The following is a 26,720-nucleotide window of genomic DNA, read 5'->3' as shown; positions in this document are numbered from 1 at the left end:
TTACACAGCAAGCTTGTTATCAAGATAGAGCTGCAGGGTTTCACGCGTGCCCTTTTCCCACAGGGTTTTCAATGCGTGGGCAAAGCGCTTTCGGAACAGCTCGGATTTTGACACCTCGCCAAAGATGTCGTCGAAGGCGAGGAACGCCATCGGATCGTCCTTGGCCTTCAGTGCGGCCGCATGCAGCCGATCGGCGCTGGCGTCGTTGAAGACGATGTCCTTGCCGCTGTCCGTCTTGCCGGCGAAATAGCGGCACCACAGAGCAGAAACCAGCGCGAGCCCGACCACGTCCCGCCCCTGGTTCAGATTGTCGAGCGTTGAGGGCAGGATGAATTTCGGCTGGCGGTTCGATCCGTCCTGTGCCAGGCGCGGGATAGTGTCGGCAATCTTCGGATTGAGAAGCCGATGCTCGATCAGCGCGAAATAGTCCGTCAGCGAGGTATCCGGGACCGGCGGAACGATCGGGATGATCTCATCCTTCTCAAGTTTGGCGAGGAAGGCACGGACCAACGGATCCTCCATCGAGTCGTGCACGAAATGGATATCCATCAGCGCTGCCGGATAGGCGATCGCCGCATGTCCCCCGTTCAGAATGCGGATCTTCATGTGCTCGTAGGGCGTTACATCGGGCACGAAGGTGACGCCGACCTTCTCAAGCGCCGGCCGCCCCGCAGTAAACTTGTCTTCCAGCACCCACTGCTTGAACTCTTCGCAATAGACGGGCCAGTTGTCCTCGATGCCGAAGGCGTCCTTCAACAAGTCGATTTCGCGCTGACCCGTTGCCGGCGTGATGCGGTCCACCATGGCATTCGGGAAGGCGACGTTCGCCTTGATCCAGTCGGCAAAGGCAGGATCGGAGAGACGCGCCGTGCCAACGACGGCATTCGACGTGACGACGCCGTTGTGGGGAATGTTGTCGCAGGACATGACGGTGAAAGGCACGATGCCCTTCTCCTTGCGCGCCTTGAGACCGGCGACGACAAGGCCAAAGACGGTCTTCGGCTCGGCAGGATTCTGGCCGTCCGCAGCGATCGCCGGATGACCGGGATTGAATTTGCCCGAGGCGTCGATGAAGTAGCCGCCCTCGGTAATCGTCATCGAAACGACGCGGATCGCTGGATCCGCAAGCTTGGCGATAATCGCCTTGGCGTCACCGACCGGCAGGATGTCGATCATCGGCGCCGTAACGCGCGCAGCAGTCTTGTTGTTGTCCTGCTCGACGACCGTCGTCAAGAAATCCTGGGCGGCGAGCTTCTCGCGCATTGCGGCGTCGGAAGGGAGAATACCCGCGCCGATGATCGCCCAGTCATGATCCTGACCCAGATTGAACAGGTCGTCCAGATAGATCGCCTGGTGGGCGCGGTGGAAATTGCCCACGCCGAAGTGCACGATGCCCGCCTTCAACGACGCCCGCTCGTAGGTCGGTACGGCGGCCGTTTTTGCCACCTCGGAAAGCGTTGCCAGCGATAGTTTGCACGTCATGTTTCAGTCCTCTTGAAGGTCTTCGGGATCGGCTAAGATCCCGGCATCGGTACGCCGGGCGCTTTGTCCGGCGTGCGCTCTCGTCCCCAACCCGGCAGCAATGCTCTCAGATGGTGAGACCACCCTCGTTGAATTTGTGGATCCGCGTCTTGTCGGGAGTCAGATAGACGACATCGCCGGCCTTTGCCGGGAAATCGCCGCCGCCACGCGCGGTGACATGACCAATACCCTCGACATCCACGTGCAGGAAGGTGTCCGCGCCGAGATGTTCGGCGACCATGACCTTGCCCTTCCAGTCGCCGCTTTCGGTCGACAACAGCACATGTTCCGGCCGCACGCCGATCGTGTGCGCTCCGAATTGCGCGGCATACTGGCTTTTGACGAAGTTCATCTTCGGCGAGCCGATAAAGCCCGCGACGAAGAGGTTTCGCGGCTTGTGGTAGAGTTCAAGCGGTGAGCCGACCTGTTCGATATTTCCACGGTTCAGCACGACGATCTTGTCGGCCATGGTCATGGCTTCCACCTGGTCGTGGGTGACGTAGATCATCGTGGTCTTCAGCTGCTGATGCAGTTCGCTGATCTCCAGGCGCATGTTGACGCGAAGGGCGGCATCCAGGTTCGAAAGCGGTTCGTCGAACAGAAACGCCGATGGCTGGCGTACAATCGCGCGGCCGATGGCGACGCGCTGGCGCTGGCCGCCCGAGAGCTGGCGCGGCTTGCGCTCAAGATAGTCGGTGAGGTTGAGGACGCGTGCGGCGTCTGCGACCTTTCTGTCAATCTCGGCCTTGTCGACGTTGGCCATCTTCAGCGGAAAGGCGATGTTGTTGCGCACGCTCATGTGCGGATAGAGCGCATAGGACTGAAACACCATCGCAAGGCCGCGCTCTGATGGGGCTTTCTCGGTTGCATCCTTTCCGTCGATCACGATCTTGCCATCCGACACGTCCTCGAGGCCCGCAATCAGCCTGAGCAGAGTGGACTTGCCACAGCCCGAAGGCCCGACGAAGACGACGAACTCGCCGTCCTTGATGTCGAGGTCGATCGACGGGATGACCTTGGCTTCGCCGAAGACCTTCGAGACTTTTTGAAGGGTAATGCTGCCCATGTTTCTCTCCGTAGTGTCTTATTTCACCGCGCCGAAGGTCAGGCCGCGGACGAGTTGTTTCTGCGAGAACCAGCCGAGGATCAGGATCGGGGCGATCGCCATGGTCGATGCTGCCGAAAGCTTGGCATAAAACAGGCCTTCGGGGCTGGAATAGGAAGCGATGAACGCCGTCAGTGGCGCTGCTTTCGAGGCAGTGAGGTTCAGAGTCCAGAAGGCTTCGTTCCAGGCAAGGATGATGTTGAGAAGCAGCGTCGATGCTATGCCCGGCACCGCCATCGGCGTCAGCACGTAGATGATCTCCTTGAAGAGCGAAGCACCATCCATGCGGGCCGCCTCAAGTATCTCGCCGGGGATTTCCTTGAAGTAGGTGTAGAGCATCCACACTATGATCGGCAGGTTGATCAAAGTGAGAATGATCACCAGACCGCTGCGGCTGTCGAGCAAGCCAAAATTTCTGAACATCAGGTAGATCGGGATGAGCGCCCCGACCGGCGGCATCATCTTCGTCGACAGCATCCACATCAAGACGTCCTTCGTCCGCTTGGTCGGCGAAAACGCCATCGCCCAGGCGGCCGGGATCGCGATGATCAGTCCGATCAGCGTCGAACCGAAGGAAATGATCACCGAGTTCATGAAGTGACTGAGGTAGTTCGAGCGGCTCTGCACTTCCGCGTAGCTCTCGGTCGTCCAGTGGAAGAACAGGAACTGCGGCGGCGAGGCGATGGCATCCGCTTCCGTCTTGAAGCTCGTCAGGAACGTCCAGAGGATCGGGAAGAAGATCAGGATGCCGAGCGCCCAGGCGACCGCCGTCATGATCATTTTGCGTCGAGTTGAGACCTTTCTAGCCATCTCAAGCCTCCAGATTCTTGCCAACAAGGCGCACGAGGAAGATCGCAACGATATTGGCAAGGATAACCGCGACGATACCACCCGCCGAGGCGCCGCCGATATCGAATTGCAGCAATGCCTGCGAATAGACGAGGAAGGTAAGGTTGGTGCTTTGCGTGCCAGGCCCGCCGTTCGTCGTCACCAGGATTTCGGCAAAGACGGAGAGCAGGAAGATCGTCTGGATCAGAATGACAACCGTGATGGCGCGGGCCATGTGCGGCAGGATGATGTAGAAGAATTTCGAGATCGCGCCGGCGCCGTCCATTTCGGCAGCTTCCTGTTGCTCTTCGTCCAGCGACTGAAGGGCGGTGAGCATGATCAGCGTCGCGAAAGGCAGCCACTGCCACGCGACGATCAGAATGATCGAGAAGAGCGGCGCGTTGGCAAGCCAGTCAAAGGGTTGCAATCCAAGCGCCTTGGCGAGATGTGCGAAGAGCCCGTTGACCGGGTTCATGAACATGTTCTTCCACACCAGCGCCGCAACTGTCGGCATCACGAAGAAGGGTGCGATCACCAGGATGCGAACGATCCCCTGCCCGTAGATATCCTGGTTCAGGAGCAGCGCAAACGCGATGCCGCCCACGACAGTGATCAGGAGCACGCCGAGTACCAGCAGCAACGTGTTGATCAAGGCGGCGATAAAGGCCGGGTCGGTCAGGAAATATTTGTAGTTCAGGAAGCCGACGAAGGTTTCCATGCCCGGGCTGAGCAGATTGTAATTCAGCAATGAGAAATAGATCGTCATCACGAGCGGGACGATCATCCACAGGAAGAGAAGCACAACGGACGGTGCGATCATCATTCGCGCTGCGGAGCGGGTGTGTAACGTTGCCATGGCGATGACCGATCCTCTTCAAAAGGGCAGACGGCTGCAGGGCAGCTAAGAAAAAAGGGGCGCCGACGCAATTTGGGCATTCGGCAACCCAGATGGGCGGGGTGTCAACTCCCCCGCCTTCTCAGGAGGTTTTACCTATTTGATATAACCAGCCTTGGTCATTTCGCGGGTCGTCAGCTGCTGTGCACTCTGCAGTGCCTGGTCGACAGAAACCTGTCCTGCAAGAGCTGCGGAGAACTGCTGTCCGACGGCCGTGCCGATGCCCTGGAATTCAGGAATGGCGACAAACTGGACGCCGACATAAGGGACCGGCTTGACGGTCGGCTTTGTCGGGTCAGCCGCGTTGATGCTGTCGAGCGTCATCTTCGCGAAAGGCGCCGCCTTCTGGTAATCCGCGTTCGCATAGAGCGAGGAGCGGGTACCGGGAGGTGCATTCAGCCAGCCTTCCTTCTCGGCGACCAGGTTGGTGTAATCCTTGCTGGTTGCCCAGGCGACGAACTTTTCGGCCGCTTCGACCTTCTGCGAGCCTGCAGGGATGGCGAGGTTCCAGGCCCAGAGCCAGTTGCCGCGCTTGCCAAGGCCCTTGTCCGGAGCCAGAGCGAAGCCGACCTTGTCAGCCACGGTCGATTCCTTCGGGTTGCTGACGAAGGACGCAGCAACGGTCGCGTCGATCCACATGCCGCACTTGCCGGTCTGGAACAGCGCCAGGTTTTCGTTGAAGCCGTTCGACGAAGCACCGGGAGGTCCGGCGTCCTTCATCAGGTTGACGTAGAAGTTCAGCGTGTCCTTCCACTCCGGCTGATCGAACTGCGGCTTCCACTGCTCGTCGAACCAGCGGGCGCCGAAGGAGTTCGACATAGCCGTCAGGAAGGCCATGTTTTCGCCCCAGCCAGCCTTGCCGCGCAGGCAGATGCCGTAGATTTCCTTGTCCTTGTTGGTGATCTTCTTCGCGGCATCCGCGATGAAATCCCAGGTCGGCGCGTCAGGCATCTTCAGGCCGGCGGCGTCGAACAGGTCCTTGCGGTACATGACCATCGAGCTTTCGCCGTAGAACGGCGCTGCGTAGAGCTTGCCGTCCGTGGTCAGGCCGCTGCGGATTGCCGGCAGCAGGTCGTCGGTATCGTAGTTGGCGCCGAGATTGTCGAGTGGCAGCAGCCAACCCTGCTTTGCCCAGATCGGAACTTCATAGGTACCGATCGTCAGAACGTCGTACTGACCGCCCTTGGTTGCGATGTCGGTCGTAACCTTTTGGCGCAGGACGTTTTCTTCGAGCGTTACCCACTCGAGGTCAATACCGGGGTTCTTTGCTTTGAAGTCATCCGTCAGCTTCTGCATCCGGATCATGTCGCCGTTGTTCACGGTCGCGATGGTCAGCGTTTCGGCCGATGCCATGCCGGCAAACGCCAGTGCTGAGCAGGCGCCCAGCAGGAGAGTTCTCAATGTCATATCTTCCTCCCAGAAGATGAGTGCGAGCATTCGCTTTGCTCATGAGCAATTACTCACCCGTAGGCAAACAATGTCAATCACCATTCGTTGCTGCATTAGCGAACAATGGTGTTATCTAACTGATTCTAAAGAAATAAATATTTGCTCATGCCTTGAGCAAATACTCGGCGGTATCCTCATCGGTGATCAGCGCGTTGATCTGATGGCCTATTACAGCAGCCTTGATCGCCTTGAACTTGCGCTTTCCCTTGCCAATTCCGATGACCGTCGACGACTCGCGTGAGGGAATCGAGGCCGAGGCCACCCGCTCGTTGATCGGGTTGTCGAGAAGCTTGCCCTCGCTGTCGAACACCCAGCCGCAGATCTCGCCGACGGCACCGTTGCGCATCAGCTCCATCATCTCGTCTTTCTCGAGAAATCCGTCGACGCAAAGCGGGCCGTCGATGCCGAGCTCGCCGATGCCGACGAACGTCACGTCCGCCTGCGCACTGATCTCGAGTGTCGAGCGAACGAGCTGCTGGCCATGCAGGGTTTCCCGTTCCGCCGCCGACGTCACGAGAACCGGCAGCGGCATCGGGAAATGCCGCGCCTTCACCGCGTCGGCCATGCTGAAGATGACGTTGTAGTAGGCCGCCGAACCATCGGGCGCGATGTTGCCGGTCAGCGATACGATGCGATGGTTGGGACATTCGATGGCGGGCAGTTGATCGACCGCCGCCTTCAACGTTCTCCCTGTGCCGACCGCCAGCACGATCGGATCGGGCCGCTTCAGCCAGCGCTCGATCTCCGCTGCGGCGGCCTCCGCGATGCCGACCGTCGCAGAACTGGAACCGGGATCGCTCGGGACGACCTCGACATGCTTCAGGTTGAACTTCTTGCGCACCGCATTGGCGAGTTCGAGGCAGGCAGCGATCGGATGGTCAAGCCGCACCTTGATCAGCCGTTCGGCGACCGCGAGCGACACCAGCCGTTGGGCCGACTGCCGGGAAATCCCCATGGAGGAAGCAATCTCATCCTGCGTTCGCCCCGCCACGTAGTAGAGCCATCCCGCACGCGCCGCGTCATCCAGCCGTCCCGAAGTCTCGGATTTTCGTACCATCAAGTCTCTACCATGCTGAAAGGGGCGGCCACCGCCGACGGGAAGATGTACATCGCGCCAAATCAAACCAGAATTCGGGCAAATGTCGAGTGTATTGAGAAATTGCACAGCCTATTTTGGCTTGGAGCGGGAGCCGGGTGCCATCTGCTTGTCATCTTTGTCGATCAAGCCTTGCTTGACCGAAGGTTGAACTGCGAGCTAACTGGCACCGAGGAAAAAACTGTGCGAATTCTGCTGGTTGAAGATGACAGGATGATTGGTGGAGCAGTGCGGGATCATGTCGCCGCTGCCAATCATGCCGTTGACTGGGTGCAAAATCTCGCCGATGCCGACGCCGCCGCTCGACCTGTCGATTACGGGCTGATCCTTCTCGACCTTCAGCTCCCGGATGGCAGCGGCGTCGAGTTTCTGCGCCGTCTTCGCGAAAGGGGCCTGAAAACGCCCGTCATCATATTAACCGCGCGCGATCAGATCTCGGATCGTATCGACGGACTGAACGCCGGCGCCGACGACTATCTCGTGAAGCCCTTCAATCTGGACGAGCTGGAAGCGCGCATCATGGCCGTCGCGCGCCGCTACGACGCCAATCCGCATCCGGTGATCCGCATTTCCGATATCGAGATCAACCGGCCACTGCATCAGCTCTCCGTGGCCGGCGAGCCGATCATCCTGACGAGCCGCGAGTGGGCGGTGCTCGACCTCCTGACGGCGCGCCCGGGCGCGATCGTTCCAAAGGACCGGATCGAGGAAGCGCTCTATGCATTCGGCTCCGAAATCGAAAGCAATACGGTCGAGGTGTATGTGAGCCGCCTGCGCAAGAAAATCGGCAAGGACCGTATCCGCACGGCACGCGGCATCGGCTACACACTCGGATGAAAATGAAACGTGAACGCAGCATCACCGGCCCGTTGATCCTTGCCCTGACGACCGTATTGGTTGTCTCCTGGCTTGCAGCGATCGGCCTGAGTTTCCGCGTGATGCAGCATGAATTCGATGAAATTTTCGACGCTGCCCAGCAGGAGACGACCGAGCGCCTGCTGGCGTTTATCCTAGCCGAGCTGAACGAGGGCACAGATCGTGATCCACGCAACATGGCGATGTTCGACGCTGCCGCCAGACGCGAGTATTTGACCTATCAAGTGCGCGACGCCAGCGGCAAGGTCGTGTTGCATTCGAATGACGCTCCAGCCGAGCCGTTCGACGCGCCGCTGAGCACCGGCTTTCACGATACACCAACGGCCCGGATCTACACCGAAATGGCGGCCGACGGCTCGCTGTTCCTGCAGGTGGCCGACCGGTTCAAGAACCGGAACGAAGCCGCGCGCGAAAGCGCCGTGACGCTGCTTATCCCCCTGGCAGCACTGATTCCCGCCAGCATCTTTGCGATCTGGTTCGTCGTCGGGCGGGCGCTGCGGCCGATTGAGGCGCTCCGGCGAGACATCGGGACGAAGGACAGCGGCAACATGGTTGAGGTCGATGGCCAGAACCTGCCGGTCGAGCTTAGGCCGATCGCTCGATCGGTCAACCTCCTCCTCGGGCGCCTGCGAGCGGCCCTCGAAGCGGAGCGTGAATTCACCGCCAACAGTGCGCATGAGCTGAGAACGCCGATTGCCGGTGCGCTGGCACAGACCCAACGGCTTGCGGAAGAATTGCCACGCGGCCCAACGCAGGATCGCGTACAGCAGGTCGAAGCCTCATTGGTCAATCTCAGCCGGTTGGCGGAAAAGCTTCTGCAACTGTCACGCGCCGAGGCGGGTATCGGCGGGAGCTCGAGCCCGATCGACCTGCGCCCTGTCCTCGACATGGTCGTCACCGACTTCCAGCGCGACAGCCGTACGAACGGCAGGCTCAAGTATTCTGCTGCGCCCGATGCAAAGCTCGTCCGCAACGCCGACATGGATGCCTTCGGCATCGTCACGCGAAACCTGATCGAGAATGCCCTGATCCATGGCGATCCCGACCTGCCGGTCAATGTCAGTCTCGAAAGTGGCGGCATCATCCGTGTCGTCAACGGCGGGCCACCGATCCGCGAGGCCGAGATGGCGGGCCTGAAGAAGCGCTTCCGCCGCGGCAAGACGACAGCATCCGGTTCGGGCCTCGGGCTCGCCATCGCCGACCGTATCGTCTCCCAGATGGGCGGTACATTGGAATTGCGCTCCCCACCAGCTGGCGAGAAAGCCGGCTTCGAAGCCAAGATGACCCTGCCTGCCTGACCCGGATTTGGCTTGCAAAACCCGCGGAAGGGTGCGAGCAGACGCAGAGGCCATCCAACCAGCAGAACCCGAATGATCATCTCTTTCGACATCGGCGGCTCCGCCATCAAGGGCGGAGTGGCGCACTCCGAAGCCGACATCACGCCGCTCGGCCGGCGTCCCACCCCCAAGGACGATTTTGCCGCATTCGTTGACACGCTGCGTGCCATCATCGCGGAAACCGGCGAGCAACCGACACGCCTGGCCTTCTCGATCGCCGGCGTCGTCGATCCGGATACGCAGCGGCTGACCTGCGCCAATATTCCCTGTATCCACGGCCGCAATCTCGCCGCTGATCTCGAGGCGGAACTTGGCCTGCCCGTCCTGATTGCAAATGACGCGGATTGTTTCGCCATGGCGGAAGCCGATCTCGGCGCCGGGCGCGGCCACCGCATCGTTCTGGGCGCCATTCTCGGAACCGGCGTCGGCGGTGGCGTCGTCGCAGATGGCCGGCTGATCAATGCCGCGGGCGGCTTTGCTGGCGAATGGGGTCATGGCCCGGCGCTAGCATCTCATGCCGGCAATCCGCCGGTTGCCATTCCGGCCTTTCCCTGCGGCTGCGGCCAGACGGGCTGCGTCGATACGGTCGGCGGCGCCCGCGGCCTCGAGCGGCTGCACAAAACGCTGCATGAAATCGACCTGTCCAGCCAGGAGATCATCGATGATTGGCTGAAGGCTGAGGCCAAGGCGGCTCGCACCATCGATGTCTTCGTCGACCTCGTCGCCTCGCCACTCGCCCTGACGGTGAATATCACGGGTGCCACCATCGTGCCCGTCGGCGGCGGTCTTTCGAATGTCGAAGAGCTGCTTGCGGAGCTGGACAAGGCTGTCCGCCAGCGCATCCTGCGCAAATTCGATCGCCCGCTCGTGGTCCGCAGCGAATGCCGCGTCGAGCCGGGCCTGATCGGCGCCGCACTGCTCGGCTTGAAAGCGGAAGCCGCGGAAACCACGGTCTGACTAACGAAAATGGCGCGGTTCTCACCGCGCCATCGTCTTTCCCGTCATTCGGCTGCCAGGGCCGGCGGGTGCATTTCCTCCGCCTCTTCAGGTGCGTTGCCGTTTGCGACACCGTCCTTGGCCGCAGCTGCTTTCGGCTCCTTGCCGAAGAAGAGGGCGTAAGCGGCGGGCAGCACCAGGATTGTCAGCACCGTCGCGACAAGGATGCCGCCCATCATCGCATAGGCGAGCGGACCCCAGAAAACGCCGCGCGAGATCGGGATCAGCGCCAGGACAGCCGTCAGCGCCGTCAGCATGATCGGGCGGAAACGCCGCACGGCAGCACCGACGATCGCTTCCTGCCTGTTCATCCCCGCCTTGATGTCCTGGTCGATCTGGTCGACGAGGATAATCGAGTTGCGGATGATGATGCCGAGCAGCGCGATGACGCCGAGGATGGCGACAAAGCCGAACGGAGCGCCCGATATCAGCAGGGCCGCAGCCGCACCGATGATCCCGAGCGGACCGGTCGCCAGCACCAGCATCGCCTTGCCGAAGTGCTGCAACTGCGCCATCAGCAAGAGGACGATGACGACGAGCATGATCGGTGCCTTGGCCGCGATCGAGGCCTGGCTTTCGGCGGAATCTTCCGCGCCACCCTGGATCTCGATCTTGTAACCGGCCGGCAGGCTGTCACGTAGCGGCTGCATGTCGGCATACATCTTCATGACTACGTCGTTCGACTGGACGCCATCCGGCAATGTTGCACGAACGCTGATCGTCGGCAGACGGTTGCGCCGCCATTCGATCCCCTGCTCCAGAACGGGCACCACCTTGGCAACCTGGGAGACTGGGACGAAGCCGCCGAAGTCCGTTGGCACGTAGACCGAGTTGACGGCCGACAACAGCGAGCGATTGGTTTCCGGCTCACGGGCGACGATCGACACCGTCTCCTCGCCGTCACGGAAATCATCGAGCGGGGCGCCGGAGACAGCCGTTTGCAGCATCTGGCGAACACGCTGCGACGTAATGCCAAGCGCACGGGCACGGTCCTGATCGATCACCAGCTTCATCGCCGGCACCGGCTCCAGCCAGTCGTCGTGGATCGCACCGAGTTGCGGATTGGCTTCAAACTTCGCCTTCACCTCGTCGGCGATTCTGCGGACTTCCTGACGATCCGGTCCCATGATGCGCATCTGCACCGGCCAGCCCGTCGGCGGGCCAAGGAACAGACGATCGACCTTGCCTCTGATATCAGGGAAGTCTTCCGCAAGGATGGTCCGCAGCTTGACGATCAACCGCTCGCGCGCCGGCTCGTCGTTTGCCATGACGAGAAGCTGCGCGAAGTTCGGATTGCGGAGCTGCTGGTCGAGCGGCAGGAAGAAGCGCGGGGCGCCCTCGCCGATGTAGGTGGCGACGAACTTCTTGTCCTTGTCATCCATGATCTTGGCTTCGAGCGCTTTTGCCTGCGTCTCGACTTCCTTGATGCTGGTGCCCTCTGGCAGCCAGAGATCAACAAGGATTTCCGGGCGCGAAGATTGCGGGAAGAAGTTCTGCGGGATGAACTGGAACGCCCAAAGGCTGGTCGCAAAGGTCACCAGCGTCATGGCAATGACGATAATGCGATGGCGCACGGCCCAGCTGACCGTCGCTCTCAGGCGATGATAAAACCGCGTGTCGAAGGCATCGTGATGCTCGCCCGCATGGTGGCGCTGCTTCAGGATCATGTAGCCGAGCCATGGCGTGAAATAGACCGCCACGAACCATGAGACAACCAGCGCAATGCCGACCACATAGAACAGCGTACGCACATATTCGCCGGCGGTCGACGCCGCAAAGCCGACCGGGATGAAGCCCGCGGTGGTAATCAGCGTGCCGGTCAGCATCGGGAAGGCGGTCGAGGAGTAGGCAAAACTGGCTGCTTCGATCTTTACAAGGCCTTCCTCTAGCTTTCGCTCCATCAGCTCGACGACGATCATGGCATCGTCCACGAGTAGGCCGAGCGCGATGATGAGTGCGCCGAGCGAAATGCGCTGCAGATCGATGCCGAACTCGTACATAATGGCGAAGGTCGCTGCCAGCACGAGCGGGATGGCGATGGCGATAACGAGACCCGAGCGCCAGCCGATCGACAGGAAGGAGACGATCAGCACGATGATCAGGGCCTCGCCAAGCGCATGCATGAACTCGCTAATCGCATCGGTGACGACGTCGGGCTGGTTGGAGATCTGGTCGACGGCGACACCGTAGGGCAGTGATCCCGCGAACCGCTCGTAGGTCGATTCGACATCCTTACCGACATCGGTGACCTTGAAGCCCTTGGCCATGACGACGCCGACCTGGACGCTTTCATGCCCGTTGAAGCGATACTTGCGCTGATAGGGATCCTCGAGGCCCGAATAGACGGTAGCTATATCGCCAAGACGCGTGACCTGATTGCCGGCCCTTAGCCGCAGTTCGCGGATGTCCTCGGCCTTCGTTACGTCGCCTTCGACGGAAATCCGCACCGAACGTGTGCCGGTGTCGACGGAGCCGGCCGGATCGACGCTGTTCTGTCCCTTGATCGCGTTCTGCAGGTCGAGCACGGTCAGTCCGCGTTCGGCCAGAGCCTTCGAGGATACGTCGATGTAGATCTTCTCTGGCTGATCGCCGATGATGACAGCCTTCTCAACGCCCGGCGTCGTCAGAAGCATGTCACGCGCCTGGATGGCGAATTTCTTCAGCTCCGGATAGCTGTAACCGTCGCCGCTGATCGAATGCAGCGTGATGTAGGTATCGCCGAACTCATCGTTGAAATAGGGTCCAAGCAGCCCTTCGGGCAACTCGCTGGAAATGTCGCCGACCTTCTTGCGGACCTGGTAGAAGGCGTCAGCGACCTGCTGGCTGTTGGTATCGCCCTTCACCTGCAGGGTGATGATGGCGCTGCCGGCCCGCGTGTAGGATTTCACCCAATCGATATGCGGCGTTTCCTGGAGCTTGCGCTCGATCTTGTTGACGACCTGGTCTTCCATCTCTTGGATGGAGGCGCCCGGCCAGATGGCCTGCACGACCATGACGCGGAAGGTGAAGTCCGGGTCTTCCTTCTGGCCCATGCGCATCAAGCCAAGGACGCCGGTGATCAGGATCAGGCCGAACAGGAAGCGTGCAATGCTCGGATGGCCGATCGCCCAGCGTGACAGGTTGAAGGGGCGCTTTTCGGCGTTGGAGTTGTCCATGGTCATAATCCTCTCCTGACCAGGCCTTAACGGATGACGTCGCCGGTTTCGGCCTGCGCCGACTGCTGTTCGGGCAGCTTGACCTTCAGGTTCTCGGCCATGAACTGCGTGCCGGCCGCGACGACGAGGTCGCCGGTTTTCAGGCCGTCGGCGACGTGGACGCCAGCGCCGGTGAAGTCCGCAACCTTGATTTCGCGGGCATGGACGGTCGATGCATTGCGATCGACGATCCAGACGATCTTCTTGCCATCCTTCTCGGCGAGCGCGCTGAGCGGAATGGCGACGTTGGTCTCGGCATTGCCAACGGCGGCCTCGATCGTCGCCGTCATGCCGAGCAGAACGCGATCGTCGTTCGGAAGGCTGACGCGGACCGAGAAGGTGCGCGACTGCGCATCGGCACTGCCGGAAACCTCACGCACCTTGCCATCGAGCACGAGCTTGTTGTCCGACCAGAAACTGGCCTTGACGGTCTTGCCGGGTTTGAACTGCGCGATGTCGTTCTCCGGAACGGCGATCTGCACTTCCTTCTCGCCATCAAGCGCGACGGTCGCGACAGGCGTGCCAGCCGCGACGACCGCGCCTGTGTCGGCGCTGATCGAGGTAACGATGCCACTACGGTCGGCCTTCAACTCGGTATAGGCGACCTGGTTCCTAGCCTGGTCGACCGACGACGCCGCGGCATCGCGCGTCGAGACGGCCTGATCATAGCTAAGGGCTGCCTGCTCCATCTGCGATTTCGCCGTGACACTCTTGTCGAACAGTTGCTGCGCGCGTTTGTTGGCGAGATCAGCGGTTGCCACGCCCTTTTCGGCGGCGGCGAGGTTCGCCTCGGCGGTCTTGACCGCCAATTGATAGTCCGTCGGGTCGATTTGGGCGAGCAGATCGCCCGGCTTGACGCGATCGCCGATGTTGACACGGCGGTCGGTGATCTTGCCGGCGACCCGGAAGCCGAGGTTCATCTCGACACGAGCCTTCACTGCACCGGAATAGTCCAGCGCGCGGGTATCGCCGGCCTCGGCAATCTCCACGACCTTTACCGGCCGGACGACCTCTTTCCTCTCGGCTTTCTTCTCGTCGCTGCATCCGGATACGGCAAGTGCAACGGCGCCGAGGAGCGCGAGACTGACTACGGACGGCAACTGAACTCTCTTCAGCGAAATCATCTTTCGCACTCCTGATATCGGCTATCGGTTGATTTGCGGCCCTTGCCGCGAATTATTTCTTTAGCGCCCTGATCGAGAACTCGACCAGTTCGTCGACGGTGGCGCGGTTGGTCTTGGCAAGACATTGCGCCACCATCTGCGGATGACAGAGGCTGATTGTTGCAGCCCCGAAGCAGCGGGACGCGACATCCGCGTCCTGCTCGGCAAACTCGCCGGCAGCGATCCCCTCACGGATCACATCGGCGAGCAATTCATGAATACTGTCGATATGCCTTTCGATGACGTGCCAGTCGCGCTCGATGGCGACGATGACCATCTCATGCACTTTTTCCTGATCGAGCATGGTGTCGACCGTAATCTGATACTGGCCCTGCACAAAACGTCGCAGCCGGTCGGAAGCGCTGATCGGCAGGTGGCAGACGTCGTACGCCATCTGGTAGCTGTGAACCAGCATACGGCCACAGATCGCCTGGTGGATCTCCACCTTCGAGGCGAAGAAGCGATAGACGTTGGCCGGCGACATGCCGAGATCACGAGCGATGTCTGCCACCGTCGTCTTCGAATACCCGTAATGGCGGAAAAGCCGCTCAGCAGCGTCGAGAATGCGGGTCACATTCTCCTGGCGGGTTATTTCGATCGTGTTTTCCGCAGCATCGTTAATCAATTTTGCGCACTCACTTACGACTGACGATTTTTGAATTTCGTCAGTCGTAAGACATCATTCGTAATTTGTCAAGGTTTGGCCACATCTGAGACTCACGGCCGATCTGGTGTAAATAGGATGGGCATCTGCCAACTCTCGCCGTTCCCGCTTATCTGCGCGCGTGGCGAGCACGGAAAATCGGCCCGACGGCTTGGGCCGCAGGGCGAATAGATTCAGTCGATCGAAGCTTGGAAAGATGGACGGGTGACGAAGTGCCGACACCTCGGTGCGGCACTCGGTCTCACCTCAAGGCTCAGGCGAGCTTGACGTCGAGCGAGATCGGGACAGCCGAAAGGGCCTTGGAGACAGGGCATCCGGCCTTGGCCTTGTTGGCGAGCTCGATGAATGTCCTTTCATCGGCGTTCGGAACCGTGCCGGTCAGCGTGAGATGGATCGCCGTGATGGCAAAGCCGCTCTCTACGCTCTCGAGCGTCACCTTTGCCGTCGTTTCCATATCGGTCGCCTTGAGACCCGCCTCCTCAAGGATCAGCGACAAGGCCATCGTGAAGCAGCCGGCATGCGCCGCCCCGATCAGTTCCTCCGGATTTGTCCCTGGGATGCCTTCGAAACGGCTCGAAAAACCGTAGGGATAGTGTTTGAGCGCGCCACTCTGCGTGGAGATCTGCCCCTTGCCGTCCTTCAGTCCACCGGACCACTGCGCTGAACCTGTACGATTGATCTGCATGCCGTCCTCCTGTTTGGATGAGAGAAAGCGGGCTGTCGCCGCTTCGCCCGATCTACGAGGCAACCCGCCTCTTCGACCGATATAATCCTCTATCGGCAGAAGGCGACAACGCCGTGAAATTTCTTCTGACTGCGCACGGACAGAAAGCGTCAGATCTCGATTCGCGCCGTGTCGAGCGTATAAAGCTCCTGCGCGCGCTTGACGCCACGGAGCGCGTAACGGCCGATGCAGGCCAGCGCGCCGCGTTCGTTCGCCGGGATCGTCGCCGCAAACTCCGACGACATCAGCACGTTGAGATCGACCGATCGGCACATCGAGGCAATCCGGCTGACTTCGTTGACGGCGGGGCCGATGACGGTAAAGTCCAGTCGCTCGCGGCTGCCGATATTGCCATAGAAGACATCACCGATGTGCAGGCCGATATAGACCTCGGTCGTCGGCCGTTCTTCCAGCGCGCGCTCATCGTTCAACGCCTTCAGCTTCTGCCGCAGCAATCGTTCGGCTTGCAGCGACGCAGCACAGGCATCGGCAGGCTCGTCCGCCTTGAAGATCGCCAGGACACCGTCGCCGATCAGCTTCAACACATCGCCACCGGCCTCATGGATCGCGGAAATGACCACATCGCTATAGGCGTTCAGCATCGGCAGGATTTCTTCCGGCGGCGCGGTGTCGGATATTTTCGTATAGTTCAGAAGATCCGAGAACCAGAGAGCCGCCGAGATCCGCTCCGACTTGCCTCGGGTGATTTTGCCTTCCAATACCTGCCGCGCGGCGTCATCGCCAAGATAAACCTCCGCGATGGTCCTCGCGATACGCGCCAGCGCGATACACTTGATCGCAAGGGCCAACACCGGCACCAGCTTCCGCAGAATGATAAGATCGTGATCAGAAAATCCCTCGGGATGGCGGGTCGCGAAATGAGAGAAGAAGCAATCCATCTCGCCGATCGTGCCGGCCTTGGCAAACCGGTGGACCATCGCGACGAAATCGGTGTGGCCCTGCGCCTGCATCGTGTCGAGCATGGCGAAGTCGGCCGGATCGCCAAAACCGATGCGCCGTCTGACCTCGTTCTCCTCTCCCGCCCACAGATAGTAGAAGGCGGAACGTTGCCAGCTCTCCAATGCCGGTCCTTCGCTGGTGGAGCCATACTCGAATTCGGTCTCGATCTCCTCTTGGCTGTCCCAACGGAACGCCCGGCCTTCGTGTACGGGATGCAGTGTGTCCATCAGAGCCATGCCGCGATCGAGCGGCAAGCCACGTTCGCGGCAGGCGTCGCAGAAGCCGGTCAACAGTTCGGCCTCCGACGCGCCCTTGAGCCCCTGCTCCGTCAGCCACGCCGCAACTGTCCCTATATCGCTGTATTCCATGCCGTTTCCCTCGCTCCTGCGAAAGCACTATCGCGATTTTACCGCTAAGGGAAAGGCAAACCTCAATCCGTAGCAGGCATGTTGTAAGGTGTAACAATCTCCAGCGACGACAATGCCGGAGGCGCAATTCCGCCCCTGACAGAACGGCCCATGACGGCGCGAAAGGCCGAGCGGGCATCCGTGCGCAGATCGTGGTGCAAGACGAAGCCGATCTTGCGGTCAGCAAGCAGCGCGCGATTGTCCGCATCGAGATCATGCGCGACGAACACGCGGATCGGCCGCTTCGCCGCCTCGAAGGCGGCCAGCACCGCCTGGTTTCCGCCGCCGATGGAATAGACCGCGTTGATCGCCGGATCCGCCGCGATTGCACGAGCGGCCAGCGTGCCCGTCGCCGCATCCGTTCCGTGGCCTTCGCTGATTTCGGTCATCCCAATCTGGGGATAGCGTTCGCGCAGCACGCGGCGAAAGCCCATCTCACGCTCCTCCTCACCGCGAAATCGACCGCTGGAGAGCGTGACGAGAACCCGCCCAGGCGCGTCGCCGAAATGCTCGCCAATAAGATAGGCTGCAGTCTCACCGGCCGCTCGATTATCAGCGCCCGCGTAAGCACTGCGGGAGGAATTCGGCAGGTCCGTCACCAAAGTGACTACCGGAATGCCGGCGTCCGTTGCGCGGGAAACCGCAGCAGTGACCTCCGGAACATCCGGTGCTTTCAAGACGATGCCGTTCGTGCCGCGCAGCCGGATCCGGTCGAGCAACTGCACCAGCTCTGCCTGCTTCATCACCTCGGCGAAATGGAAGCGGCACCGGAACACCGTCGGCAGAAAGGTGGCGACCTCCGCCTCAAAGGCATCGCGAACGGCGTTGCTGAAGCGGTCCGGCGTTTCCATCACGACATCGATGGCGAGCTTCCGCCCGCTCACCTCGCCGCCGATCTGCTGCTTTTCCAGCTCTGCGATCGCAGCCTGCACCCGCATCATCGTCTGATGCCTGACGCCACTCCTGCCATTGAGAACGCGATCCACCGTCGCTGTGCTCAGCCCGGCCTGGAAGGCGATATCCTTGACGAGAAACCGGTGTGCCACACAATCCGTCTTGATGGTTTTTTGATGGGTTCCTGATCTATAACACACCAGTCGGCGGCGTATAGTGCCCTCATCGGAAAGGGAGGAGCACCTGATGAAAACCGACAACCTTCAGAAATTGCGCGCCGATCGCGTCTGGCTGACCGAGGATGCTTGCGATCTCGGCGACTTCCGCAAGCTTGCCGAAAAGACAACGGCTCTCGCCGACTATCCGACGGCCGACGCCGTCGAAAAGAACATTCTGATTTATGATAGCCCCAAGGTCGCTGCAGCGATCGCCAGCCCCGAAGGCCGCAGAGCGGTTCTCGCCGAGATCTGCGAAGCCTTTGGCGACGGCCCGGGCGTCGTCGTTTTCAAGCGCGCCTACAGGGATCCCGGCGTCATCGACCGCGCCAGCGCAATATTCAGCGAGATCATCGAGGAGCAACACCGAACCGCGAGCGGCGGCGGCGATCACTTTGAAAGCCGGGTGCCAATGACCGCATCTGGAACTCGCTGGAAAAGCACTGCCTCGCCGATCCCGAGAACTTCGCCGAGTACTACGCAAACCCCATCGTCGCGATCGCAAGCGAAGCCTGGCTGGGCCCAACCTATCAAATGACCGCCCAGGTCAACCGGGTCAATCCGGGTGGCGCGGCACAGTCCGCGCACCGCGACTACCATCTCGGCTTCCAGTCTTCCAAGGTGATCGAGCAATTCCCGGCGCATGTGCACCGGCTCTCGCCAGTGCTGACGCTGCAGGGCGCGATCGCTCATTGCGACATGCCGCTCGAAAGCGGTCCAACCCTCTTCCTGCCGCACAGCCAGACCTATGAGCCGGGCTACCTCGCGCTCAAGCGCCAGGAGTTCAAGGACTATTTCGAGACGCATCATGTCCAGCTGCCGCTCGAAAAGGGCGACGTGGTGTTCTTCAATCCGGCGCTGTTCCACGCGGCTGGTACGAACCGCTCGACCGACATCAAGCGCGTCGCTAATCTGCTGCAGGTCTCCTCGGCATTCGGGCGGGCAATGGAGACCGTGAACCGCGAGCGCATGAGCGCCAAGCTGTTCCCGGCTTTGAAGGCCCTGAGGGGCAAGCTGCCCGAAATCGAGATCGGCTATGCCGTTGCCGCCTGCGCCGAGGGCTACTCGTTCCCGACCAACCTCGACCGCGACCCACCGCTTGGTGGCCTCGCGCCGAAGACGCAAGCGCAGCTGATGCACGAGGCGCTGCGGGAGGATTGGGATGACGCGCGGTTCCTCTCGGCACTGGCGCAACAGAGCGAGCGGCGACTAAGCTGACGCATCCGGATTGACGAAATCAGCTCCCGGCGCCTTGGTGCCGGGAGCTTTCGGCATATAGGCCATCATTCAAAGGAGGAGTACATGACAACAAACCACAGCCGCCTCGACGGCAAGATCGCCATCGTAACCGGCAGCACTCAGGGACTCGGGGCAACGATCGCCCGCCTCTTTGCCGAGCGCGGCGCCAAGGGCCTTGTCATCTGCGGCCGCAACGAGCAGAAGGGAAAGGCCAAGGCCTATGAGATCGCTGCCGCCACCGGGGCCAAGGTCGTTTATGTGAAGGCCGACCTTGGCCAGGTCGAGGATGCCAGAAACGTCGTTCAAGTCTGCGACGAGACATTCGGTCGCGTGGATGCCCTGGTGAATGCGGCCGCCATCACCGACCGCGGCACAATTTTGAACACCAGTCCGGAGCTCTTCGACGCCATGTTCGCCGTCAATGTCCGTGCCCCGTTCTTCCTGATGCAGGAGACAGTGAAAGTGATGCGGCGCGAAAAAATCGAGGGCACCATCGTCAATATCGGCTCCATGTCGGCCAAGGCAGGGCAGCCCTTCATTGCCGCCTATTGCGCCTCGAAAGGTGCACTGGAAACCCTGACAAAGAACACCGCCTACGCGCTTCTACGCAACCGCATCCGCGTCAACGGCCTCAATATCGGCTGGATGGCCTCCGAGGGCGAGGACCGCATTCAGCGGGAATATCACGACGCACCGGCTGATTGGCTGGAAAAGGCGGCCGCGGCCCAGCCGTTCGGCCGCCTCGTCGATCCCGAGGAAGTGGCGCGTGCCTGCGCCTATCTTTCCGCGCCGGAATCAGGCCTCATGACTGGGTCCGTGATCTGCTTCGACCAGTCGATCTGGGGCGCCTATGACGGCTCGCCGCATCCGGACACAGCCCTCTAAAAAATGCAGAGCCCGGCGCTTTTGCCGGCGCCGGGCTCTGGAACACATGACCGTTTACGTTTACGAAGATCGTCACATCGCTTTGGGAGGAGCTGACCCGTGTCAGAAGATGCGCTCTATGACATTCGTGACGACCGTTTCCGTGGCTTGATCGCCGGCAGCGCCCGGCTGGAAGAACTTTATGGCGGCTGTCGTTGGGCAGAGGGTCCCGTCTGGTTCTCGGACCTCAATTGCCTGATCTGGAGTGATATTCCCAATGAGCGGATGATGCGCTGGGTGCCCGACGGTAGCGTTTCAGTTTTCCGCTCTCCCTCGAATTACGTCAACGGCAACACCCGGGACCGCCAGGGCCGGTTGGTTTCCTGCGAGCACGGCGGCCGCCGCGTGACTCGCACTGAATTCGACGGCCGCATCACGGTGCTGGCCGACAGCTACAAAGGCAAACGCCTGAACTCTCCGAACGACGTCGTCGTGAAATCGGACGGCTCGATCTGGTTCACCGACCCGACCTACGGCATCATGTCCGACTACGAGGGCCATAAGTCCGAGCCCGAACAGGAAACCCGCAACGTCTACCGCATCGACTGGCGAAATCGAAGCTGTTGCCACGGATTTCATTCAGCCCAACGGCCTAGCCTTCGCGCCGGATGAGAAGCAGCTCTACATCGCCGATTCCGGCTCCCGAAACCATGATGTCCCCCGCCACATCCGCGTTTTCGACATCGTGGACGGCAAAAGGCTCGCGAACAGCCGGTATTTCTGCTCGATAGACAGCGGCGTGCCGGATGGGTTCCGTTTCGATGTCAGCGGCAATCTCTGGACCAGCGCTGCCGATGGCGTTCACTGCTTCGCGCCCGACGGCACGCTCCTCGGCAAGATCAAGGTGCCGCAGACGGTCTCGAATATCGCCTTCGGCGGCGTAAAGAAGAACCGACTGTTCATCACCGCCACCCAATCGCTCTATTCGATTTACACCACGACCAACGGCGCCCAATATCCATAGGATAGCATCGCGCGCCACTAGGACGTCAGCGCTGACTACCAGTCAGCCATCTCCAATCCAGAAAGAACATCGATGCTTGAGTTTCCACGCGCCCTTCAGCAGCGCCAATCTGTTCGCAACGCCTTTTACATGGGAGCCTGAGATGCGTTCCGTCGTCTCTTTCAACGAGAGCTGGAGTTTCCACGAGGGTTTCGGCCAGCGCCTGCTCGAGAGCTTCGATGGCTCAGCGACCGTCAGCCTGCCACACACGGCCGTTGAACTGCCGTTCAACTACTTCGACGAGACAAGCTACCAGCGGGCGTTCACCTACCAAAAGATCCTGCGCTGGATGCCGGAATTCGAGGGCCGTGAGGTCTCGCTTGTCTTCGACGCCGCCATGGCCGATGCCGTCGTCTATTTGAACGGCGAAGAGATCATCGCGCACAAGGATGGCTACACACCGTTCGAGGCGCGCCTCACCGGCAGCCTGGTGGTCGGCGACAATCTGATTACCGTGAAAATCGACGGCAGCGAAAACCCTGAAATCCCGCCCTTCGGCGGCCGCATCGACTACCTGACCTATGCCGGCATTTACCGTGACGTCTGGCTGAAGGTCACGGACCCGGTTTCCATCGCCAACCTGAAGATCGAAACCCACAATGTGTTGGCGGAGGAAAAGTCGGCAAGCGTGCGTGTCGATCTTGCCAATCTGCAACAACTCACCTTCCTGGGCTCGGTATCCGCATCCCTGAAGGATGAGGATGGGCGCGTGCTCGCCACGGCTTCCGCGGAAACGACCGGTGAAGATGTTACTCTCTCTTTCAATGAGCTGACCGGTATATCGCTCTGGGATATCGACAATCCGGCGCTTTACGAAGTCACCGTCGAACTGAAGACAAGTCACGGTTCCGATCGCGTCTCGTCGCACTTCGGCTTCCGCACCGCCGAGTTCACGATCGAAGGCTTTCTTCTCAATGGCCGGCCGCTGAAGCTACGCGGTCTCAATCGCCACCAGGCTTTCCCCTATGTCGGCTATGCCGCTGGCAGATCGGCCCAGGAACGCGACGCCGATATCATGAAATCCGTGCTGAAGTGCAATATCGTCCGCACGTCGCACTATCCGCAATCGAAGTGGTTCCTCGATCGGTGCGATCGCATTGGTCTTCTGGTCTTCGAGGAAATCCCAGGCTGGCAGCATATCGGCGACGTCGAATGGCAGCAGGAATCGATCCGCAACGTGCGGCGCATGATTGAGCGCGACTGGAACCATCCCTCGATCATCATCTGGGGCGTTCGCATCAACGAATCACAGGACAGCCACGATTTCTATGTCGAGACCAACCAACTTGCCCGTGAACTGGACCGTACGCGGCAGACCGGCGGCGTCCGCTACATAACCGACAGCGAACTGCTCGAAGACGTCTACACGATGAACGACTTCATCCTCGGCAACGAGGAACTGCCCGGCAACAACCGCCCGCGCACGGCGCTTCGTCCACAGCAGGAATCCACCGGTCTGTCGTACAAGGTGCCCTACATGATCACCGAGTTTGGTGGCCACATGTATCCCACCAAGATCTACGACCAGGAGGCTCGCCAAGCCGAGCATGTCCGCCGACATCTCGAGGTGCTGAACGCAGCCTATGGCGATCCTGATATCGCGGGTGCGATCGGCTGGTGCATGTTCGACTACAACACCCACAAGGACTTCGGCTCCGGCGACCGCATCTGCTACCACGGCGTCATGGACATGTTCCGCGAGCCGAAGTTTGCCGCCTATGTCTACGCGAGCCAATGCGATCCTTCCGAAGAGGTCGTCATGAAGCCCGTCACCTTCTGGGCTCGCGGCGAGCGCAACATCGGCGGCGTTTTGCCGTTGATCATCCTGACCAACTGCGATGAGGTCGAATTGCGATACGGCGCGGTGACGAAGCGGATCGGCCCGGACCGCGAGAACTATCCGCACCTGCCGCATCCGCCTGTCGTTCTCGACCACCGCCATTTCACGCCGGACGAGCTTGGCACGTGGGGGCTTGAATGGATCGATGGCGAATTCACCGGCTACATTGCGGGCGAGCCGGTTGCCAGGTTGACGCTCGCGGCCGACCCGCTGCCGACAACGCTGCAGGTCGTTGCCGACAGCCCGACCTTAAAGGCCCGGGAGCGCGACACGACCCGCGTCATCATCCGCGCGCTCGATCAGCAGGGACAGCGCCTGCCCTTCATGAATGACAATGTCACCCTGCACGTCGACGGACCGGCGAAGATTGTCGGGCCGGCATCGATTCCGCTACAGGGCGGCACGGCCGGCTTCTGGTTGGAAGCGACAGGACTGACCGGCGCGATCAGCGTACAGGCGAACTGCAGCCGGCTCCCTGCCGTCAAGATCGAACTGACCGCCGTTTGAGCATAATGGCGGTACGCCCGACCTCGCGGGGCGTGCCGTCAGCCGGACCGCGCCGGCTGCACTGACCGGACTGTGCCGTTGTTGTCGACGATGCAAGAGAACTTCTTGCCGCCGGCATCGAGATCGACGCCGAAGGTGCCGTCGGGCAGTTGACGGGAGGCCGTGGGCAGTACCTTGGCGTTCGCGCCGGCAATTCCGGCCGCCGAATTGGCGCAGAGTAGCTGGAGATCCGCCGGTGCGGTCTGCAACGTGGTGCGGGCCATGCTGTCAGGCGCTGGCGGCGTCGGCGGCGTGCAGGCGCCAAGCAACGCCGCGCTCGCCATTGCCGTTATCGCCCAGCCGATCGAAATTCCCCTCGCGATTCTCTGCCCCAAGATCCTGTCCCCCGACTAGCGTTGTTTTCTCCATTTCCGGCGCTTTTGCCGGACCTATTGTCAGACGCCCTTGTAGAGCGCCGCCCCCTGCATCAGCACGATGACCTTGGCGCCAATCTTGATCCGCGAGGCGAGGTCGACGATGTCGTTATTGTTCATACGGATGCAGCCGGAGGAAACGTCGAGACCGATGGTCCAAGGTTCCGCCGTCCCATGGATGCGATAGATGGTGTCCTGGTCGCCTTCGTAGAGGTAGAGCGCCCGGGCACCCAATGGATTTTCCGGTCCGCCCGGCATCCCGGCTGCCCACTTGGCCGCGTTCGGGTCACGCGCCACCATTTCGGCCGGTGGTGTCCAGGTCGGCCATTCCGCTGTCCGGCCCACACGCACGATCCCGGCCCAACCGAAGCCTTCGCGCCCGACGCCGATACCGTAGCGGATTGCCTGCCCGCCAGGCTGGGTGAGGTAGAGGAAATGCTGGTTGCCGTCGATGATGATCGTTCCTGGCGGCTCCGCGGTCCTGAAGGTCACGGTCTGCATCCGGAATGCTTCAGGCGGTTGGTTGTTGCGCGCGTAGTACTGGCGAGCCTTCTTCTTGTCGTAGTCGACCCAAGTGTGCGTCTTGGAGTCATAGATCTGTGTCTGAGCCCAGGCAGCCAGGGGGCCGAGGCAGGCTGCCGCAGCAAGCAGAGCCAAAGTCAGCTTGCGCGGCCGGATTGCCTCTTTCCTCTTCACCGGAAATTTGCAGCGTGCCGTCATTGCTTAGCCCACCCATCCACGCGCTTTGCGTTGTCGGCGACCCATTTTTTCGCGTAGTCGAGCGGCGGTATGCGGTCGACTTCAAGCGCATAGCTCATCGCCGTCGCCTCCTCCGGCGTCAGATCGACTTTTTCCAGAAACGCCGCGATCTCGGGGCGTTTCTTGGCGAAAGCGGCGCCGTATCCGATGCGGAAGTTGGCTGTATCCCAGGCCGTCGATGCGGAGGACTTGGTGACCCAGAGCGGATCACTGGGACCGACGAGCTTCCACTTGCTGGCATCATGCGGCGGCTCGGTAAGGCGGACGATCCTGTGCAGGTCAAAGATGAAGTGCGGCGCGTAGCAGGCAAAGACAAGCGGCTGGTTTGTTGCGATCGCGATATCCAGCCCCGCCATGGCGACTTCTTCTTCCGACTCGACCAGCGTCAGGTTCTTGGCGTAGCCATAGGTGTTTGCCCGCACCCGCTCGATCCCCGTCGAAGCCCAGGTCGGCGCGCCGAGCCACAGCTCGCCCTTGCCGTCACCATCAGTGTCGAGAATCTTTGTTTTCTCCGGATCGCTGAGATCCGCGATCGACTTCAGCCCCTTTTCGGCGGCAGCCGGCGTCGCGCAGATGCCCTGCCATGCCGGCACGCCATGCTTGGCGAGAACCACGGCACCCTTTTCCGTGACAAAGGTTTTGATGACATCTTCGAGGTTCGGCTGCCAGACCTCAGGCTGGATGTCCACCGTGCCTTTCTCCATGCCATTGAACGCAAGTAGCGTCCCGAGCTCCTGCACATCGGCATTGAGCCCGAATTCCTTGGCAATGCTGACCTTGAGAATATTCGCCGTCGCCTGCCCGGAAGGCCAGTTCGGCATCGCGATCACGAGATCGGCGGCGAAGGCGGCACTACTCATCGCAAGCGCTGCGGCGAGAATGGATGAGAAGAGCCCTGAACATGCTACGCACTTCGTCATGCTTGCCCCCAAACATGCGAGAAAGGATCGTAGAAATGCACGTCACATCTTGCAGGCGAACATGCATAAAGCATTTGCATGCGTCAAGTCGAATTGACGTTCGCACCCGGTCCTAGCGAAGGCAGTTTTCGTCTGCCCAAGCCTTGACGCTCGCTGCCATCGTGGCGAGATGATCGGCGACGGAGAAGCCGGATATCTTCTTGCGCGGCGCGAGATCGTGGTCGCCATCCTCGAGCCAACGCAATGATATTGCGGGGGAAAGCGGATAGGTCTCGACCTCCTCGCGCGTACCGAATTCGTCGCGCGTCCCCTGGCAGATAAGCGTCGGTGAACGCAGGTTTCTCAGATGCGCGGTGCGCAGCTGTTGCGGCTTGCCGGGTGGATGAAAAGGATAGCCAAGGCACAACAATCCACAGATCGCGCCTTGGTCATATAGCTCGTCGGCAATTATGCTGGCCACTCGTCCGCCCATGGATTTGCCGCCGATGATGAGCGGCCCGCTGCTCGCGACCTCCTTTACCGCCTCCATGTATTCGGGGATGAGGGTCTCGGCTTTCGGCGGCGGTTTTCTTGCATCCGACGTCCGCCGCGCCGCCATGTAGGCGAACTCGAAGCGCGCGATCCGGAAGCCTTTACCGACAAGCGCCTCGGAAGCCGCCGTCATGGACTTCGAGTCCATCGGTGCGCCGGCACCGTGGGCAAGCAGGATGGTGGCTGGGGGATTGTCCGGGCCGGTGATCAGAAACGTCTCGCTCATCGCGATGTCATAGCGCAATGAGCGAAGCCTCACC

Annotated in this window: 21 protein-coding genes and 2 pseudogenes; 7 read left to right on the top strand and 16 right to left on the bottom strand. The window is 60.8% G+C overall.

The genetic code is table 11. The features are described 5' to 3' along the window. The 6 genes from AS026_RS30550 to AS026_RS30525 all read right to left on the bottom strand — a co-directional run bounded on the left by AS026_RS30550 (position 1) and on the right by AS026_RS30525 (position 6,855). Positions 1–1,482 (bottom strand): mannitol dehydrogenase family protein, encoded by a 1,482-nt coding sequence (locus tag AS026_RS30550; protein WP_062374312.1) that lies wholly within the window; start codon positions 1,480–1,482, stop codon positions 1–3. A 106-nt stretch (positions 1,483–1,588) separates the two neighbouring features. Next, entirely contained in the window at positions 1,589–2,587 is a 999-nt protein-coding gene (locus AS026_RS30545; protein ID WP_018856481.1) for an ABC transporter ATP-binding protein, read from the bottom strand. Between the two features lie 18 nt (positions 2,588–2,605). Next, positions 2,606–3,436 carry a carbohydrate ABC transporter permease gene (locus tag AS026_RS30540; RefSeq protein WP_062374310.1) on the bottom strand — a complete coding sequence of 277 codons (831 nt, stop codon included), beginning with the start codon at positions 3,434–3,436 and terminating at the stop codon, positions 2,606–2,608. Position 3,437: 1 nt separating this feature from the next. Continuing rightward, complete coding sequence (locus tag AS026_RS30535) at positions 3,438–4,310, bottom strand: carbohydrate ABC transporter permease (RefSeq protein WP_025658847.1); 873 nt, start codon at positions 4,308–4,310, stop codon at positions 3,438–3,440. A gap of 135 nt (positions 4,311–4,445) precedes the next feature. Beyond that, positions 4,446–5,756, bottom strand: coding sequence for an ABC transporter substrate-binding protein (locus AS026_RS30530; protein WP_025658846.1), 1,311 nt, complete (start codon positions 5,754–5,756; stop codon positions 4,446–4,448). A 145-nt stretch (positions 5,757–5,901) separates the two neighbouring features. Then, positions 5,902–6,855: a sugar-binding transcriptional regulator gene (locus AS026_RS30525; RefSeq protein WP_025658845.1), complete on the bottom strand. Its 954-nt coding sequence runs from the start codon at positions 6,853–6,855 to the stop codon at positions 5,902–5,904. Between the two features lie 222 nt (positions 6,856–7,077). On the opposite strand from AS026_RS30525, the gene AS026_RS30520 reads away from it, so the two are divergent. From AS026_RS30520 to AS026_RS30510, 3 genes are all read left to right on the top strand, one after another. Beyond that, positions 7,078–7,731, top strand: coding sequence for a response regulator (locus tag AS026_RS30520; RefSeq protein WP_025658844.1), 654 nt, complete (start codon positions 7,078–7,080; stop codon positions 7,729–7,731). A gap of 2 nt (positions 7,732–7,733) precedes the next feature. Beyond that, positions 7,734–9,068 (top strand): sensor histidine kinase, encoded by a 1,335-nt coding sequence (locus AS026_RS30515; RefSeq protein ID WP_062374308.1) that lies wholly within the window; start codon positions 7,734–7,736, stop codon positions 9,066–9,068. A 72-nt stretch (positions 9,069–9,140) separates the two neighbouring features. Then, on the top strand, positions 9,141–10,064 hold the full coding sequence (locus tag AS026_RS30510; RefSeq protein ID WP_018856474.1) for an ROK family protein: 924 nt from the start codon (positions 9,141–9,143) through the stop codon (positions 10,062–10,064). Between the two features lie 44 nt (positions 10,065–10,108). Here AS026_RS30510 and AS026_RS30505 read toward each other — a convergent pair whose 3' ends face one another. From AS026_RS30505 to AS026_RS30480, 6 genes are all read right to left on the bottom strand, one after another. Continuing rightward, the gene (locus AS026_RS30505) at positions 10,109–13,258 is read right to left on the bottom strand and encodes an efflux RND transporter permease subunit (RefSeq protein WP_062374491.1); all 3,150 of its coding nucleotides are present in this window, start codon (positions 13,256–13,258) and stop codon (positions 10,109–10,111) included. A gap of 26 nt (positions 13,259–13,284) precedes the next feature. After that, positions 13,285–14,421, bottom strand: a complete 1,137-nt coding sequence (locus AS026_RS30500; RefSeq protein WP_062374306.1) for an efflux RND transporter periplasmic adaptor subunit — start codon at positions 14,419–14,421, stop codon at positions 13,285–13,287. Positions 14,422–14,473: 52 nt separating this feature from the next. Next, positions 14,474–15,082: a TetR/AcrR family transcriptional regulator gene (locus AS026_RS30495; RefSeq protein WP_025658840.1), complete on the bottom strand. Its 609-nt coding sequence runs from the start codon at positions 15,080–15,082 to the stop codon at positions 14,474–14,476. A 295-nt stretch (positions 15,083–15,377) separates the two neighbouring features. Continuing rightward, positions 15,378–15,809 (bottom strand): OsmC family protein, encoded by a 432-nt coding sequence (locus tag AS026_RS30490; RefSeq protein ID WP_018856470.1) that lies wholly within the window; start codon positions 15,807–15,809, stop codon positions 15,378–15,380. A 149-nt stretch (positions 15,810–15,958) separates the two neighbouring features. Continuing rightward, positions 15,959–17,176, bottom strand: a complete 1,218-nt coding sequence (locus tag AS026_RS30485) for an adenylate/guanylate cyclase domain-containing protein (protein WP_025658839.1) — start codon at positions 17,174–17,176, stop codon at positions 15,959–15,961. A gap of 62 nt (positions 17,177–17,238) precedes the next feature. Further along, on the bottom strand, positions 17,239–18,261 hold the full coding sequence (locus tag AS026_RS30480) for a LacI family DNA-binding transcriptional regulator (RefSeq protein WP_062374304.1): 1,023 nt from the start codon (positions 18,259–18,261) through the stop codon (positions 17,239–17,241). A gap of 94 nt (positions 18,262–18,355) precedes the next feature. Between AS026_RS30480 and AS026_RS30475 the strand changes: the two are divergent. The 4 genes and pseudogenes from AS026_RS30475 (at position 18,356) to AS026_RS30460 (ending at position 23,837) form a co-directional block, all read left to right on the top strand. Continuing rightward, positions 18,356–19,542: pseudogene (locus tag AS026_RS30475) on the top strand (phytanoyl-CoA dioxygenase family protein). 84 nt (positions 19,543–19,626) lie between these two features. Further along, positions 19,627–20,448: an SDR family oxidoreductase gene (locus AS026_RS30470; protein ID WP_062374302.1), complete on the top strand. Its 822-nt coding sequence runs from the start codon at positions 19,627–19,629 to the stop codon at positions 20,446–20,448. A 99-nt stretch (positions 20,449–20,547) separates the two neighbouring features. Further along, positions 20,548–21,451 (top strand): annotated as a pseudogene (locus AS026_RS30465) (SMP-30/gluconolactonase/LRE family protein). Positions 21,452–21,593: 142 nt separating this feature from the next. Next, positions 21,594–23,837 carry a glycoside hydrolase family 2 protein gene (locus AS026_RS30460; RefSeq protein WP_025658834.1) on the top strand — a complete coding sequence of 748 codons (2,244 nt, stop codon included), beginning with the start codon at positions 21,594–21,596 and terminating at the stop codon, positions 23,835–23,837. Between the two features lie 38 nt (positions 23,838–23,875). On the opposite strand, the gene AS026_RS30455 is transcribed toward AS026_RS30460, so the two are convergent. The 4 genes from AS026_RS30455 to AS026_RS30440 form a co-directional block, all read right to left on the bottom strand. Next, positions 23,876–24,160: a hypothetical protein gene (locus AS026_RS30455; RefSeq protein WP_082728634.1), complete on the bottom strand. Its 285-nt coding sequence runs from the start codon at positions 24,158–24,160 to the stop codon at positions 23,876–23,878. A gap of 111 nt (positions 24,161–24,271) precedes the next feature. Continuing rightward, a complete protein-coding gene (locus tag AS026_RS30450) occupies positions 24,272–24,970 on the bottom strand; it encodes a L,D-transpeptidase (RefSeq protein WP_025658833.1) in 699 nt (232 codons plus the stop codon). After that, positions 24,967–25,929 carry an ABC transporter substrate-binding protein gene (locus tag AS026_RS30445; RefSeq protein WP_025658832.1) on the bottom strand — a complete coding sequence of 321 codons (963 nt, stop codon included), beginning with the start codon at positions 25,927–25,929 and terminating at the stop codon, positions 24,967–24,969. Before AS026_RS30445 ends, AS026_RS30450 begins: the two co-directional genes overlap by 4 nt. 112 nt (positions 25,930–26,041) lie before the next feature. After that, positions 26,042–26,686, bottom strand: coding sequence for an alpha/beta hydrolase family protein (locus AS026_RS30440; RefSeq protein WP_025658831.1), 645 nt, complete (start codon positions 26,684–26,686; stop codon positions 26,042–26,044). Between the last annotated feature and the right edge of the window lie 34 nt (positions 26,687–26,720).

This window comes from Rhizobium altiplani (genome assembly GCF_001542405.1).
Lineage (GTDB): Bacteria > Pseudomonadota > Alphaproteobacteria > Rhizobiales > Rhizobiaceae > Rhizobium > Rhizobium altiplani.
The sequence above is the reverse complement of the archived record's forward strand: the minus strand, read 5'-3'. Positions and strand labels throughout refer to the sequence as shown.

What these genes read in the sequence shown, in the direction of transcription:
- AS026_RS30440 (WP_025658831.1), bottom strand. Translation starts at nt 26,686, where the DNA reads ATGAGCGAGACGTTTCTGATCACCGGCCCGGACAATCCCCCAGCCACC.
- AS026_RS30550 (WP_062374312.1), bottom strand. Translation starts at nt 1,482, where the DNA reads ATGACGTGCAAACTATCGCTGGCAACGCTTTCCGAGGTGGCAAAAACG.
- AS026_RS30445 (WP_025658832.1), bottom strand. Translation starts at nt 25,929, where the DNA reads ATGACGAAGTGCGTAGCATGTTCAGGGCTCTTCTCATCCATTCTCGCC.
- AS026_RS30515 (WP_062374308.1), top strand. Translation starts at nt 7,734, where the DNA reads ATGAAACGTGAACGCAGCATCACCGGCCCGTTGATCCTTGCCCTGACG.
- AS026_RS30540 (WP_062374310.1), bottom strand. Translation starts at nt 3,436, where the DNA reads ATGGCTAGAAAGGTCTCAACTCGACGCAAAATGATCATGACGGCGGTC.
- AS026_RS30500 (WP_062374306.1), bottom strand. Translation starts at nt 14,421, where the DNA reads ATGATTTCGCTGAAGAGAGTTCAGTTGCCGTCCGTAGTCAGTCTCGCG.
- AS026_RS30510 (WP_018856474.1), top strand. Translation starts at nt 9,141, where the DNA reads ATGATCATCTCTTTCGACATCGGCGGCTCCGCCATCAAGGGCGGAGTG.
- AS026_RS30460 (WP_025658834.1), top strand. Translation starts at nt 21,594, where the DNA reads ATGCGTTCCGTCGTCTCTTTCAACGAGAGCTGGAGTTTCCACGAGGGT.
- AS026_RS30470 (WP_062374302.1), top strand. Translation starts at nt 19,627, where the DNA reads ATGACAACAAACCACAGCCGCCTCGACGGCAAGATCGCCATCGTAACC.
- AS026_RS30455 (WP_082728634.1), bottom strand. Translation starts at nt 24,160, where the DNA reads ATGGCGAGCGCGGCGTTGCTTGGCGCCTGCACGCCGCCGACGCCGCCA.
- AS026_RS30490 (WP_018856470.1), bottom strand. Translation starts at nt 15,809, where the DNA reads ATGCAGATCAATCGTACAGGTTCAGCGCAGTGGTCCGGTGGACTGAAG.
- AS026_RS30505 (WP_062374491.1), bottom strand. Translation starts at nt 13,258, where the DNA reads ATGGACAACTCCAACGCCGAAAAGCGCCCCTTCAACCTGTCACGCTGG.
- AS026_RS30535 (WP_025658847.1), bottom strand. Translation starts at nt 4,310, where the DNA reads ATGGCAACGTTACACACCCGCTCCGCAGCGCGAATGATGATCGCACCG.
- AS026_RS30485 (WP_025658839.1), bottom strand. Translation starts at nt 17,176, where the DNA reads ATGGAATACAGCGATATAGGGACAGTTGCGGCGTGGCTGACGGAGCAG.
- AS026_RS30530 (WP_025658846.1), bottom strand. Translation starts at nt 5,756, where the DNA reads ATGACATTGAGAACTCTCCTGCTGGGCGCCTGCTCAGCACTGGCGTTT.
- AS026_RS30525 (WP_025658845.1), bottom strand. Translation starts at nt 6,855, where the DNA reads ATGGTACGAAAATCCGAGACTTCGGGACGGCTGGATGACGCGGCGCGT.
- AS026_RS30545 (WP_018856481.1), bottom strand. Translation starts at nt 2,587, where the DNA reads ATGGGCAGCATTACCCTTCAAAAAGTCTCGAAGGTCTTCGGCGAAGCC.
- AS026_RS30450 (WP_025658833.1), bottom strand. Translation starts at nt 24,970, where the DNA reads ATGACGGCACGCTGCAAATTTCCGGTGAAGAGGAAAGAGGCAATCCGG.